Below are 14,229 nucleotides of genomic sequence, written 5' to 3' on the forward strand. Positions count from 1 at the left end.
GCCATCACCGAGTGGGTAAGGAGAGGAAATAATGTCCCATATCACAGGCATCGTGCAAGTACTTGGCGCCCCCGTCACGATCGGCCCCGACAGCGGCGCGCTGCCCTCCCCGCCGGGCGTCTGGGCGCTCGATTTCGCGCACGCGCCGGCGCCGGGCGGCACCAAGCTGGTCATGTTGCATTTTCAAAACGTGAACCTGCCGGGCAGCAACCGGCTCGAGGTCGACCTCGGCTACGACACCGACGTCTTCACCGCCGCCGACGGCGGCACCTTCTGGACCCGTCCCGTCAACGTGCACGCCTTCGCCGGCGGCACGATCCCGGTGCGCTACATCGCCGACGGCGCGCCGGCCGGCGGCGCCCAGATCGACCGCTACGGGCGCGGCGAGCGCCACAATGGCGGCCCCGGCCATCCGTCGTTCTCGAACAGCGATCCCTTCCTGCCGGACGCGGTCTACACCGAACCGACCTACGATCCGTTCTGGTTCTGTTCGCCGCCGCCGAACTGGGAGAACGTGCGCTGCATCCCCGGCGCCGACCTGCGCGCCCAGGTCGCCAGAAGCGCCGGCATGATCGTGTCGGTGCATCCGCCCGATGTCTATTCGCCGGTCGAATACGTCTCGACGTGCACGGTGACCTTGGTCGACGCCGACAAGGTCATCTCCGCCGGGCATTGCCATTCGCCCGCCGAGGCGCTGACCAGTTCCGTCATCTTCAACTACGAGACCGACTGCGCCGGCAACCGCCTTGCCGGCTACAGCCCCTACTTCCACAAGGTCGGCGCCGCGCTATGGTTCCGCTACGATTCCGGCTACGACTACAGCCTGCTGCAGCTGCGCACCGCCCCGGCCGGCATCGCCCCGGTGCAGCTGCGGCACGACCTGCCCGGCGTCGGCGAACAGGTGTTCGGCATCCACCATCCGAACGGCGCGGTCAAGAAGATCTCGCTGCCGCACGCGTCGTTCGCCACCGTCACCTCCAGCGGCCCGATGGGCATCAACGTCGGCACCGCCTTCCATGTGTCCGGCGGCAGCTCCGGCTCGGGCCTGTTCGACGCCGCCGGCCGCATCGTCGGCGTGCTGTCGAACGGGGCGCCATGCTCCGGTTCCCAACTGCGCTACTTCCCCACCGCCACCATCCTGACCCAGATCGCACCGGCCCCGCCGCCACCGATCACGCGCGACGTCATGCTGGTCATCGACCGCTCCGGCAGCATGTCCGAGGGCGACGGCACCGGCCGCCGCAAGATCGACGCCGCCAAGGACGCCGTGTCCTTGTTCGTGCAGCTGGTGCGCGCCGGCACCGGCAACCGCGCCGGCATGGTCTCGTTCAGCACCACCGCCGGCGCGCCGGGCTTCGCGATCGCCCCCGTCACCGAGCCGAACAAGAACGCGCTGATCGGGCCGCCGCCGTACGCCGGTGGGCTGGTCGGCACGCTGACGCCGGGCGGCGCCACCAGCATCGGCGAGGGCCTGGACGCGGCGCGCGCCCAGTTCCCGATGCCGGGCGCCAACCCGCGCGCGATCCTGCTGCTGACCGACGGCCTGCAGAACCGGCCGCGCTATATCGAGGAGGTCGAGCCGGCGCTGGCCGGCATCGACATCCACGCCATCGGCCTGGGCACCGAAGCCAACATGGACGGCACGCTGCTCAGCACCCTGGCCGCCGCCCACGGCGGCCTGTACACGCGCGCCAGCGGCGGCCTGGCGCTGCTCAAGTTCTTCTCCCAGGCGTTCGGCAACATCTTCGAGGCGGGCGTGCTGCTCGATCCGGAATCCGACTTGCCGGCCAACCAGTCGGCGCCGCCGCTGACGTTCCGCGTCTGCGGCGAGGAGCGCCTGACGGCCGTGGTCGGGTGGGACCGCACCGACGCCAGCCTGCTGGTGCAGCTGCGCACCCCGGGCGGAACCGTCATCCATGCCGGCACCAGTGGCGTCGAAAGCGCGCACGGCCGCAACTGGACCTATTTGCGCGTGCCGCTGCCGCAGGGCGGCGAGCGCGACGGCGCCTGGCAAGTGGAAGTGCTGCGGCCCAAGGGTGGCGGCGAGTTCCCGCCGCCGGCACCGGCGCTGCGCTACTTCGTCAGCGTGATCCCGGCCGGCGGGCCCCGGCTGCTGCGCGAGCCGGAGGAAAGCCCGCGCGGCTACACCGGCGACACCATCTCGCCGCTGCTGCGCGTGCGCCAGGCCGACGGCAGTTGGCCGCACGAGCTGGCGATCGAGCTGACCGTGCTGCGGCCCGACGCCGGCATCGGCAACCTGCTCAGCGACGCCGGCCTTGGGCCGGGCGAGATCATCGACGGCGACGAGCTGCCGCCGCGCCAGGCCACGCTGAAGGCGATCGAAAAGACCAACGGCAAGCCGGCGATCCGCTACGTCTCGCAGCAATTCACGTTGAGGGAGGACGCGGCCAACACGCGCGGTGCCTTCGAGGCGGCCGGTTCGCTCGGCATCGCCCTGCGCGATTTCCTGCGCATGGAGGGCAACTACACCTTCCACGCCAGGGCGCGCTACGGCGAATGCGACGGTTCACGGGAGCTGGTCTGGACCATGCACGTCGACATCGGCATCGACGGCGGCCGCACCGACGTGGCGGTCACGCCGCTGGACCCGGGACCGGACGGCCAGCACTGCCTGCGCCTGACGTTCACGCCGCGCGACAAGTACGGCAACCGCTTCGGCCCCGGCCGCGCCGGCGACATGGGCATGGCCCCGCGTCCCGGCTCCACCTTGAGCGGCGCGGTGCATGACCTGGGCAACGGCAGCTACCAAGTCGACCTGTGCTGGGACATCGGCTCGGCCGAGCCGCCGGGCATCGTCATCGGCCAACCCGGGCGGCCGCCGGTGTCGGTCGGTCCGAGCGAGTTCCGCCTGTACGTCTACAGCATCGCCTTCGTCTGCGGCACGCAGGACGACAAGCACTGCGGCTGCGCGCCGGTGAGTCCGGGCCGCTACGCCACCGAGATCCACATCCACAACCTCGGCGACCGCGCCGCGCCGGTGCTCAAGCGGGTGATCCCGCTGGTGCTCGCCGGCAAGGTGCTGGGGCGGGAGCCGAAAACGGCGACCGTCATGGCCAGCGACGTCATCCTGCTGCCGCCGCACAGCGCGACCATGGACGATTGCTGCCGCCTGCAGGAACTGCTGCTCGGCTCCTCGGTGGACGGCGACGCCACGCTGACCACCGGCGTGATGGAAATCTACAGCACGGTCGATCTGGCGGTGACGGCGGTCTACACGACCGGCCACGGCGGGATCGACGTGCAGGAGATCAAGGCCCGTCCGCGGTGAGGGGTGGAACGGCCAGCCCGCTCGCGGGCTGGCCTGGACGGCGCTGGTCCGGGCTTATCCTCCCAGTGCCTGGAACAAGGCGACGGTGTCGGCGTAGCGCGCGGCGCGGGCCGGTATCAAGGCGATCGCCGCCTGCTGGTATGCCTGCTGCGCCTGCAGCACGGCCGGATAGGCGATCGCACCCAGCCGCCACTGCCGCCGCGTGATCTCCAGGCTCTTGCGCGCGGCCAGCTCGGTGGCGGACGCCGCTTGCAGCGTCCTGGCGTCCGCCTCGATCGCGTGCAGCGCTCCCGCGACGTTCTGGAACGCCAGCAGCACCACGGAGCGGTACTGGGCGGCGCTCTGCTCGTACGCCGCCTCGGCGGCGCGCTGCTGATGCATCAGCGTCCCGCCTTTGAACACCGGCTGCAGCAGATCGGCGCCGATGCTCCAGAAGCCGGTGCCGGCCTTGAACAGCGTGCCGGCGTTCAGCGCCGAGCTGCCCAGCGTCGCGGTCAGCGAGATGTTCGGCAACCGTGCGGCCTGCGCGATGCCGATTTGCGCGCTGGCGGCGCGCAACTGGGCCTCGGCGGCGCGGATATCCGGCCGCCGCTCCACCAGCCGGGCCGGCAGGCTCAGCGGCAAAGTCTCCGTCAGCGCCAGGCTGTCGAAGTCCACGCGTTGCGAAATGCCCTCGCTGGGCAGGCGCCCGGCCAGGACGGCCACCAGGTCGCCTTGCTGCGCCAGCTGCTTTTCCAGCGGCGGCAGGCCGCCCTCCATCTGGGCCAGCATCGCCTCCTGCGCCGCGACGTCGGCCGCGCCCAACTGGCCGGCGCGCCGCTGCGTGCGCACGGCGTCCAACTGGGCGCGCGCCATGGCCACCAGTTCGCGCGTGGCGTCGAGCTGGGCGCGCAGCGCCGCCTCGCCGATGCTTGCGGCCACCAGGTTGGAAATCAGCGTCGACCGGGCGGCCTCGCGCTGGAAGCGCGCCACGTCCGTCTGCGCGTCCACCGCCTCGACCTGGCGCCGCACGCCGCCGAAAACGTCCGGCGCGTAGCCCACGCTCAGTTGCGCCGTATGCAGCGTGTACAGGTTGGCGCCGGACGCGGTCGGGCTGGAGAGCGGATCGGCCACCCGCTGGCGGGTGGGCATCAGATGCAGGTCGACGCCAGGGAAGTAAGCGCCGCGCTGGGCGGCGGCGTTCTCTTGCGCCGCGCGCAGGGCCGCTTCCGCCGCCGCGAGGTCCGGATTGGCCGCCAGCGCCATGTCGACCAGCTGGTTCAATGCTTCCGAACCGAACGTGGTCCACCAACGCGCCGGCACCTCCCGTCCCTCGACGAAGCGCTGGGCCGCGCCGCCGCCGACCGCCGTGGCGGCGGTTTCCGGCGCCAGCGGAACGGCCGTGTAGCGCTGCGCCGTCGGCGTGGCCGGGGGCACATAATCGGGACCGGCCGCGCAGCCGGACACCAGGGCCGCCGACAACATGGCGGCAATCTGTGCTGGTAAGGTTTTCTTCATGCGGCTTCTCCTTCGAGCGCTTCCACGGTCGCGTCGCCTTGACGGCGCTGGCGCCGCGAGACGTATTCCTCAATCAAGTAGTACAGCGCGGGCAGCAGGACCAGCGTCAGCACCGTCGCCGTCACCAGCCCGCCGACGACCACCGTCGCCAGCGGGCGCTGCACGTCGCTGCCCAGGCCATGGGCCAGCGCCGCCGGCACCAGGCCCAGGGCCGCCACCGTGGCGGTGGTCAGCACCGGGCGCACCCGCTCGCGCGCGCCGTTGATGACGGCGGACCGCAGATCGTCCGGCAACAGCCCGCGCCAGCGGTTCAGGTTCGACAGCATCACCACTGCGTTCAACACCGAGACGCCGAACAAGGCGATGAAGCCGACCGCCGACGACACGTTCAACGTCATGCCGCGCAGCTGCAGCGCGACCAGCCCGCCCAGCAGCGACAGCGGCACCGCCAGCAAGATCAGCCCCGGCTGGCGCAGATTGCCGAACGCCGAGAACAGCATCACGAACATCAGCGCCAACACCGCCGGCACGATCACCGCCAGGCGCGCCTGGGCGCGCTGCTGGTTCTCGAACTGGCCGCCCCAGGTGATCTGGTAGTGCGCGTGGTCATATGGGATTTCGCGCTCGATCCGGCCCTGGGCCTCGGCCAGGAAGGACGACAGGTCGCGGCCGCGCAAGTTGGTGCGCACGGTCAGGTGGCGGCGGTTCATTTCGCGCGTGATGGTGGTCTCGCCCTCGGCCAGGCCGATATGCGCCACCTGCGACAGCGCCACCTGCGCACCGTTGGCGGCGCTCAGCACCAGGTCGCCGATGGCCTGGGGATCGTTGCGCGTGGCGCCGCCGAAGCGGGCCGCCACGTCGTAACTGCGGTCGTCCACGTAGACCTGCGTCACCGGGCTGCCGCCGATGCCGGTCTGGATCAGCGCCATGATGTCGGCCACGTTGATGCCCAGCCGCGCGGCGGCGGCCCGGTCGACGTCGATGCGCACCTGCGGCAGCGGCGGTTCCTGGTCGATGATGACGTCCTGCGCGCCCGGCACGCCGCGCAGCAGGTGCTCGACGGCGGCGGCCAGCTTGCGCGTCTGGCGGAAATCCTCGCCGTAGACCTTGACCACCAGATCGCTGTGGGCGCCGGCCAGCTTGTCGAGCACCCCGTCGATCATCGGCTGCGAAAAACCCACCTCGGTGCGCGGCAGCTCGCGGAAGCGCGCCGCCAGCCTATCGACCAAATCTTGCTTGACCATGCCGGACGGCCATTCGCTGTAGGGATGCAGGGTAACCGCGCATTCGATGTGCGACGGCGTGAACGGATCGGTGCCCTCGTCGTTGCGGCCCAACTGCGTGACGACGTGCGCCACCTGCGGCTCCTTCAGCGTGGCCTCGCGCAGCGCGTCCGCCATCTGCGTGGCCTTGGCCAGCGAAATCCCCGGCGGCAGCGTCACCTGCAGCCAGATCGAGCCCTCGTCGAGGGTCGGCAGGAAGTCGCGGCCGATGGCGCCGCCCAGCACGATCACACCCGCCAGCGTGGCGGCGGCCACCGCCAGCACCAGGCGCGTCTTGCCCACCAAGCGGCGCAGCAGTCCCTCGTAGCGCGGCAGCAGCCATTCCAGCACAGGGTTGTGGAAGATCTTGCGCGGCTTGCGGAAGGCCTGGTAGGCCATGCCCGGTATCAGCATCACCGTCATCAGCAAGGCGCCCAGCAACGCGAAGCCCACTGCGAACGCCATCGGCGAAAACAGCTTGTACTCGATGCGCTGGAAGGCGAACAGCGGCAGGTAGGCGACCATGATCACCAGCATGCCGAAGCACGTCGGCTTCATCACCTGCAAGGCGGCGCCGGTCGCGTCCTCCTCGCTCAGGATGCCCTCGGGCTGTTCCTCGCGGCGGCGCAGCACCGCCTCCAGCACGAAAATTGCGCCGTCGACGATGATGCCGAAGTCGATCGCCCCCAGCGACAGCAGGTTGGCAGGGATCTTAAAGTGATGCATCAGGACGAAAGCGACCATCAGCGATACCGGGATCGCCGCCGCCGCGATCAGCGCCGCGCGCACGCTGCCCAGGAACAGCGCCAGCACCAGCGTCACCAGCACCACGCCTTCGATCAAGGTCTTGCCGACCGTGTGCACGGTGGCCTCCACCAAGGTGCTGCGGTCCATGTACGGCACCAGCTTGACGTCCTTGGGCAGCAGATGGTCGTTCAACTCGCGCACCGCTTCGTGCACGCCGGCGATCACGCGCGACGGATTCTCGTTCTTCAGCAGAAGCACTATGCCCGACACCGTGTCCGACACATGGTCCTTGCCCAGCACCCCGTGCCGTTCCTGGTTACCCAAGGTCACATTGCCCAGATCCTTGACCAGCACCGGTACGCCGTTCTTCTGCGAGACGACAATGTTACCCAGGTCGTCCAGGCTGTGGATCAGGCCCACGCCGCGCACCACCAGGCCTTGTTCGCCGCGCGTCATCACGCTGCCGCCGGCATTGGCGTTGTTGGCGGAGATGGCCTGCGTGATCTGCGTCAGCGACAGGTGGTACTTGGACAGCTTGAGCGGGTCGAACTCCAGCAGGAACTGCGTGCTCAGGCCACCGAAATTAGTGACATCGACCACGCCGGCCGCCTGCTTCAGGCGCGGGATCACCTTCCAGCGCTGCAGCTCCGACAGTTCGCGCAGGTCGCGCGTCTTCGATTCGAGCGTGTAGCGGTAAATCTCGCCGATCGGCGACGTCAGCGCGTCGAGCCCCGGCTGCGCGCCGTAAGGCAGGCTGACGGCGGCGATGCGCTCCTGCAGCCGCTGGCGCGACCAGTAATCCTCCGCGCCGTCTTCGAACACCACCGTGATCAGCGACAGCCCGAAGGTCGATTTCGAGCGCATCACATGCATGCCGGGCGTGCCCATGATCTCGCGTTCGAGCGGAATGGTGATCTGCTGCTCGACCTCCTCGGCGGCCAGCCCGTTGACCTGGGTGACCACCTGCGAGGTGGTGTCGGCGATGTCGGGATAGGCTTCCAGCGGCAATTGGGTCCAGCAGTAGCCGCCGTACAGCGTCACAAGCAGGAAGACCAGCGCGACGATGCCGCGCCGGTTGAAGCACAGGGTGACGAGACGGTCAATCATTGAGCAGCACTCCATCCTTGACCACGATGCGGTCTCCCGCCTTCAGGCCGGCCAGCACCTCGACCTGCTCGCCGATCTGGGCGCCAAGCCTGATCTCACGGGGAATAAAGCGCCACGGGCCCATCTCGACGAATGCGTGGCTGGAAAAGCCGCCCTGGATCACTGCCGCCATCGGCACCAGGATACCCCGGTGCGGCTGCGACGACAGCGTGGCCTCGGCGAACATGCCGGGCTTGAGGCGGCCGTCGCGGTTCTCGAACGGCAGGCGCACCTTGACCGTGCGGGTCTCGGCATCCAGCAGGTCGCCGACGTAGCGCACCTGGCCGGTCAGCGGTTCCTGATAGGCGTCCAGCTTGACGGCCGCCTGCTGCCCCACGTAGAGCCGCGCCAGGTCCTTCTCCTGCGCGTTGGCGCTGACGAAGACCCGGGACAGGTCGGCCACCGTCATCAAGGGCGCGGTGGCGTCGTTCCAGTACGCGCCTTCGGCGGCGGCCAGGTCCACCACGCGGCCGGCGATGGGCGAGCGCACCGCCAGCTTGCCATCGGCGGTGGCGCCGGCCCGGGCGCCGGTCTGGCGCAGGCGGGCCTCGGCGCGGGCCGCCTCGCTGGCGGCCTGCGCGAAATCGCTCTGCGCCTGTTCCAGGTCGCGACGGACGGCGAGGTCCGACTTGTCGAGCTCACGCTGGCGCTCCAGGCCATGTTCGGCCAGGGTCAACGCCGCGCGCGCCTTGGCCGCATCGGCGGTGGCCTGGGCGAAATCGGGCGAGTCCATGATGAACAGCACGTCGCCGGCCTTGACCTGGTCTCCCAGCTGTTTATTGAGGCGCACGATGCGTCCCGCCAGCGGCGGCATCACCTTGACCAGGCGCGCCGGATCGGCTTCCACCACGGCGGGCAATGTGAACGGCGCCGCCACGCTGCGCTCCTCCACCAGGGCCACGACCAGCGATTTCCTCAGTGGGGACTTTTCCGGTACCAGCAACGCCTCGCCGTCATGGAGGAGGACCGGCGTGGCGGCTTCCGGCGGCGCTTCCCTGGCGTGCAGGCCAAGGAGGCCCCAGCCCGTCAGCCCGAATGTGGCCAAGCCCAGCAGGCCGGGCAGGATTGCTTTGTGCAGTGTGGTTTTCTTCATGTTGTTCTCCCTTGGGCCGCGTTGAAAGCGGGACGCGACGCGGCCTCCACCCGGCGGGGGGCGGTGTGAATAGGCGGGAATGGTACGAAATTTTGCTGCACCGCATCCTGAATTCTTCTTCAGAAAGAGCGGACGGCAACGCTGGTATACTCGGGCTCTTGTCGAGGACGTTTCATGCATATTCTGTTGGTGGAAGACGATCACAAAGCGGCGCGGCTACTGGCGCGCGGCCTGGAGGAGGAAGGCTTCCAGGTCGTGGTCGCGCATTCGGCGCGGGAGGCGGCCGCCCACGCGCTGGCGCGGTTCGACATGGCCATCCTCGACTGGATGATGCCGGGCCAGGACGGTGTCGCCCTGTGCGCCGAATGGCGCCAGGCGGGACACCGCCTGCCGGTATTGATGCTGACCGCGCGCGACGCCGTGGCCGACCGCATCACCGGCCTCAACACGGGCGCGGACGACTACCTGACCAAGCCCTTCGTCTTCGACGAGCTGCTGGCCCGCGTGCGGGCGCTGCTGCGACGCACCGAGCGCGCGCAGCCGGCCACGCTGAGGGTGGCCGATCTGTGGCTGGATCCCGCCACGCGCGCCGCCGGCCGCGCGGCCGCGGGTTTCGACCTCACCCCCAAGGAATACGCCATCCTGGAATTGCTGATGCGGCGCCCCGGCGCCATCGTCAGCCGGCTGCAACTGGCCGAACATGTCTGGCACGCCGACCTGATCGCCATCGACAATCTCATCGACGTCCACATGAAAAACCTGCGCCGCAAGGTCGACCCGCCGCAACTCCCCGCGCTGATCGAAACGGTGCGCGGCCGTGGCTTCCGCCTCAAAGCGGCGGACATGCCGGAGGCCGGCGATGCTTAGCATGCGCCGGCGGCTGGTGCTGCTGCACATGCTGGCGATCCTGGTCGCCGTCGGCGTCACGGCGGGCGCCGGCTGGTGGATGATGTCGCGCTCCGTCAATCGTCAACTCGATGGCGCGCTGCTGGCCCTGGCCGAAGCCGAGGTGGCCATGCTGGCCGACGGCGACGGCGTCGCCATCCGCGTCCATGAAGCGCCCGTCGGCAGCGCGCCGCCTTCGCTGACGCGGCTCGACCGCCTTGTCCAGATCATCGACGGCCAGGGCCGCGTGGTGGCCCGCAGCGCCAACCTCGGCTCCGAGAGCCTGCCCGCCCTTCCCCCTCTGCTTGAGCGGCTCAAGGCCGGCAAGACCGTGTTCGAAACGCTGCCCGACACCAGCGAGGAACCGCTGCGCATGGTTTCGCTGCCGACGCAGGTGCGCGGCCAGCGCTTCGCAGTGCAGGTGGCCGGCTCGCTGGACGACGTGAACCAGATCCTGCGTTCGGCCGCCATGCTGTTCGCCTTGATGGCGGCGGCGCTGCTCGCCGCGCTGGGCTGGGCCGGCGCGCGCCTCTCCAGCAAGCTGTTCGTCGCCATCGAGAACATCGTCGACCAGGCGCATGAGATCGAGGACGGCAGCCTGCACCGGCGCCTGCCGCATCCGGGCGACGACGACGAGATCGGCCAACTGGTCCAAACCCTGAACGCGATGCTGGAACGGATCGAGCAGGCGTTCGACACGCAGCGGCGCTTCACGGCCGACGCATCGCACGAGCTGCGCTCTCCGCTGTCGCGCCTGCGCGCAGAGATCGAGATCACGCTGAGGCGTCCGCGCGACAACGGCGACTACGTCACCGCGCTGCGCTCCTGCCTGGACGAGGTCGAACGCCTGACCACGCTGGTCGAGGAACTGCTGATGCTGGCGCGGATCGACGCCGGTCAGGAGCGCGGGTTGGCCGTTCCGGTGTCGCTGGCCGCGCTGGCGCGCGACACCATCGAGCGGCTGGCGCCGCAGGCGCGCGAGCGCGGCATCGCCGTCGCGCTGGCCGACGAGTTGGCGGAGGCGGTGAATGTCGACGGCGCGCCGCTAGGACTGGTGTTGCGCAACATCCTCGACAACGCCGTCAAGTTCTCGCCGCCGGGCGGCCGCATCGACGTACGCATCGCCGGCGGCGCGCGCGCAACGGTGTTGACGGTGGCCGACCAGGGGCCGGGCATCGGCGACGACGAGCTGCCCTTCCTGTTCGACCGGTTTTTCCGTGGCGATGGCGCGCGGGCGGACGGCATCGACGGTGTCGGCCTCGGACTGGCCCTGTGCCAGGCCATCCTGCGCGCCCACGGTGGAAAGATCGAGGTGGCGAACCAGCCGCAAGGCGGCGCGGTGTTCAGCGTGCGGCTACCGCAGAAAAAATAGGGACGGCATCGGGCCGGCGATTCAGGCGGGAACCGCCTCCCCGCCGGCGTCGACCGGATTCAGGCGCGGGTGCGCGAACGCTTGGCGTATGCTCTGCACCAGCGCCTCGTGGTTCCAGGGCTTGGTGTAGAAGCGGTCGATCGTGCCGCGGTTGACCGCCGCCATCATCTCTTCCAGATTGGCCTGGCCGGACAGAACGATCCTGAACGTGTCCGGATACATGGCGCGCACGCTGTCGAGAAAGACCGTGCCCTTCATCTCGGGCATGCTCTGGTCGCACAGGACGACCTGGACCTCATGTTGGGCCAGCGTCTCGAACGCGTCGGCGCCGGAGAGCGCCTGCAGCACCTGATATTGTTCACCGCCCAGTTCACTCGCCAGCAGATCCAGCATGAAAGGGTCGTCGTCCACGACGAGCAGGGTCTGCCGCGACGCGCCCGGCGCCGCCGGCGGCGCCATGGTCCTGTGCTGCAGGATTAGCTTGGTCATCAGCGCGGCCGACAGCGGCCGGCTGACCAGGTAACCCTGCATCTGGTCGCAGTGGTGGCGCCGCAGGTAGGTCTGCTGTGCGGCCGTCTCCACGCCCTCGGCGATCACCTCCAGATTGAGGCTGTGGGCCATGGTGATGATCGCTTGCACGATGGCCGCGTCATCCGGGTTGCTGGTGACGTCGCGGATGAAGGCGATATCGATCTTCAGCTTGTCGATCGGGAAACGTCGCAGATAGGCCAGGCTGGAGTAGCCGGTGCCGAAATCGTCGATCGACACCTTCACGCCGCGCCGGCGCAGGTTGCCCAGGCAGGCCATCGTGCGCTCGGTGTTGGCCACCAGCGACGTTTCCGTCAGCTCCAGCTCCAGCAGGCCGGCCGGCACGTCGTTGTCGGCCAGCGCGCGCACGACATCACCCTCCAGGTCGCCCTCGATGAACTGGCGCCCGGCAACGTTGACCGACACCTGCACCGGCCCGACCTCGCCCAGCTGCCATTCCCTGATCTGGCGGCAGGCCGCGCCGATGACCCAGCCGCCGACCCGCACGATCAGGCCGCTCTCCTCGAGCACCGGGATGAACACGCCCGGCGCCACCAGTCCGTGGCCGGGGCGCGCCCAGCGCAGCAGCGCCTCCAGGCCCACCACCGCGCCGGTGGCCAGCGACACCTTGGGCTGGTAGTGCAGCACGAACTCCTCGCGCTCGATGGCCTTGCGCAGCGCGGTCTCCAGGTCCTGGCGCTGCAGCACGTCGGCGTTCATCTGCGCGGTGAAGAAGCGGTAGGTGTTGCGCCCCGCCTGTTTGGCCTGATACATGGCGGTGTCGGCGTACTTGATCAGCACGTCCGGATCGTCGCCGTCGTCGGGGTAGATCGTCACCCCGATGCTGGCGGTCATGATCACCTCGTAGCCCTGCAGGTCGAACGGCAGGTGCAGCGCGTCGCGTATCTTGGTGGCGACCTGGGCCGCTCCTTTGTGGCCGTGCTCCATCACCAGGATCACCCCGAACTCATCGCCGCCGAGCCGGCCGACGGTGTCGCGCATGCGCACGCAGGTCATCAACCGATTGCTGAAATTGACCAGCAGTTCGTCGCCGATGCCGTGGCCCAAGGTGTCGTTGACATTCTTGAAGTGGTCCATGTCGATGAACATCACCGCCACCTTCCACCCCTGGATGGAGGCCAGCGTGATGGTCTTGCGCAACGTCTCGTAGAAATACGCGCGGTTCGGCAGGCCGGTCAGGGCGTCGTGGTTGGCCTGGTGCTGCAGCTTTTGCTGCGCCTGCTTGCGCTCGGTGATGTCGCGCACCACGCTGACGATGATCCAGTCGTCTCCCGACAACATGGCCTGGCGGCTGATCTCCACCTGCAGCGACGAGCCGTCCTTGCAAAGCAGGGTCGCCTCGTTCAGTTTCTTGCTGGCCTCGCCGGTGATCACCGTGTCGTACACGTGTTCAAGCGCCTCGCGCGTGACCGCGCCCAGGGCGACCGGCCCCAGCGCCAGCATCTCGGCGCGCGTGTAGCCGAGCATGTCGCAACTGGTGGCGTTGACCTCGACGAAGCGCATGCTGTCGCGGCTGACCAGCATGATGGCGTCGGCGGTGGCGTCCATGGCCGTGCGGAAGCGCTGCAGGTCGGCGGTGCGCGCGGCCACCTGCTGCTCCAGCACGAAGCTGTGCTCTTGCAGGTCGCCGAACGCCTTCAGGCGCAGCAGGTTGCGCACGCGCAGCCACAATTCGGTGCGGTCAACCGGCTTGGTCAGGAATTCCTCCGCCCCCGCCGACAGGCCTGCGAGGCGGGCGCCGCGCTCGCCGTGCGCGGTCACCATGATGATGGGGATGTTGGCCGTGGCCGGATTGCCCTTCAGGATGGCGGCGACCTGGTAGCCGTCGATGCCCGGCATCATGATGTCGAGCAGGATCAGGTCGGGGGCCGAATGGGCGATCGCGCTGAGCGCCTCGGCGCCGCTGGCAACGCTTTCGGTGCGGTAGCCCTCCGGGCGCAGCAGCACGGCCAGCAGGCGGCGGTTTTGCGCCTCGTCGTCGACGATCAGGATGGTGGGGGCGGACACGCTCATGACACGCTGCCCGCGCACAGCAGCGAGTCGATCATTGCGTACAGCTGGCGGTAGCCCAGCGGCTTGGCGATGTAGGCGTCGCATCCGGCCTGGCGGCTCTTTTCCTGGTCCTCCTTCATCGCCATCGCGGTCAGCGCGATGACAGGGATGCCGGCGGTCACCCGGTCGTGCTTGAGGATGGCGGTGGCGGCCAGGCCGTCCATGCCAGGCAGCTGGATATCCATCAGGATCAGGTCCGGCAGCTCCATGCGGGCCACCATCAGCCCGGCCTCGGCGTCCACCGCGCACAGCACGCTGTGGTGGGCGTTACGCAGCAACAGCGAGGCCAGCTTCATGTTTGCCGCGTTGTCTTCTATTACCAATACCTTGGCCATGT

8 protein-coding genes are annotated in these 14,229 nt (G+C 69.1%); 3 read left to right on the forward strand and 5 right to left on the reverse strand.

What is annotated here, in order from left to right; genetic code table 11:
* The first annotated feature begins 31 nt into the window (after positions 1-31).
* Positions 32-3,289, forward strand: a complete 3,258-nt coding sequence (locus MRBLMU1_RS00750) for a vWA domain-containing protein (RefSeq protein WP_363495544.1) — start codon at positions 32-34, stop codon at positions 3,287-3,289.
* Between the two features lie 54 nt (positions 3,290-3,343).
* Here the strand turns inward: MRBLMU1_RS00750 and MRBLMU1_RS00755 are convergent, their stop codons facing one another.
* From MRBLMU1_RS00755 to MRBLMU1_RS00765, 3 genes are read right to left on the reverse strand one after another with little or no spacing between them, the layout of a single operon-like run.
* The gene (locus tag MRBLMU1_RS00755; RefSeq protein ID WP_363495547.1) at positions 3,344-4,786 is read right to left on the reverse strand and encodes an efflux transporter outer membrane subunit; all 1,443 of its coding nucleotides are present in this window, start codon (positions 4,784-4,786) and stop codon (positions 3,344-3,346) included.
* Positions 4,783-7,902, reverse strand: a complete 3,120-nt coding sequence (locus MRBLMU1_RS00760) for an efflux RND transporter permease subunit (protein ID WP_363495550.1) — start codon at positions 7,900-7,902, stop codon at positions 4,783-4,785. Before MRBLMU1_RS00760 ends, MRBLMU1_RS00755 begins: the two co-directional genes overlap by 4 nt.
* A complete protein-coding gene (locus tag MRBLMU1_RS00765; RefSeq protein WP_363495553.1) occupies positions 7,895-9,034 on the reverse strand; it encodes an efflux RND transporter periplasmic adaptor subunit in 1,140 nt (379 codons plus the stop codon). The genes MRBLMU1_RS00760 and MRBLMU1_RS00765 overlap by 8 nt, the downstream gene beginning before the upstream one ends.
* A 174-nt stretch (positions 9,035-9,208) precedes the next feature.
* Here MRBLMU1_RS00765 and MRBLMU1_RS00770 point away from each other — a divergent pair, with 174 nt between their 5' ends.
* Both MRBLMU1_RS00770 and MRBLMU1_RS00775 read left to right on the forward strand, forming a co-directional pair.
* Positions 9,209-9,901 (forward strand): response regulator transcription factor, encoded by a 693-nt coding sequence (locus tag MRBLMU1_RS00770; RefSeq protein WP_363495556.1) that lies wholly within the window; start codon positions 9,209-9,211, stop codon positions 9,899-9,901.
* Positions 9,894-11,291, forward strand: a complete 1,398-nt coding sequence (locus MRBLMU1_RS00775; RefSeq protein WP_363495559.1) for a sensor histidine kinase — start codon at positions 9,894-9,896, stop codon at positions 11,289-11,291. Before MRBLMU1_RS00770 ends, MRBLMU1_RS00775 begins: the two co-directional genes overlap by 8 nt.
* A gap of 21 nt (positions 11,292-11,312) precedes the next feature.
* Here the strand turns inward: MRBLMU1_RS00775 and MRBLMU1_RS00780 are convergent, their stop codons facing one another.
* Together MRBLMU1_RS00780 and MRBLMU1_RS00785 are read right to left on the reverse strand one after the other, a co-directional pair.
* Positions 11,313-13,853 (reverse strand): EAL domain-containing protein, encoded by a 2,541-nt coding sequence (locus MRBLMU1_RS00780; RefSeq protein ID WP_363495562.1) that lies wholly within the window; start codon positions 13,851-13,853, stop codon positions 11,313-11,315.
* Positions 13,850-14,227: a response regulator gene (locus MRBLMU1_RS00785; protein WP_363495565.1), complete on the reverse strand. Its 378-nt coding sequence runs from the start codon at positions 14,225-14,227 to the stop codon at positions 13,850-13,852. The genes MRBLMU1_RS00780 and MRBLMU1_RS00785 overlap by 4 nt, the downstream gene beginning before the upstream one ends.
* Between the last annotated feature and the right edge of the window lie 2 nt (positions 14,228-14,229).

Origin of the sequence: Burkholderia sp. LMU1-1-1.1 (assembly GCF_040675865.1) — a bacterium.
Lineage (GTDB): Bacteria > Pseudomonadota > Gammaproteobacteria > Burkholderiales > Burkholderiaceae_D > Rugamonas.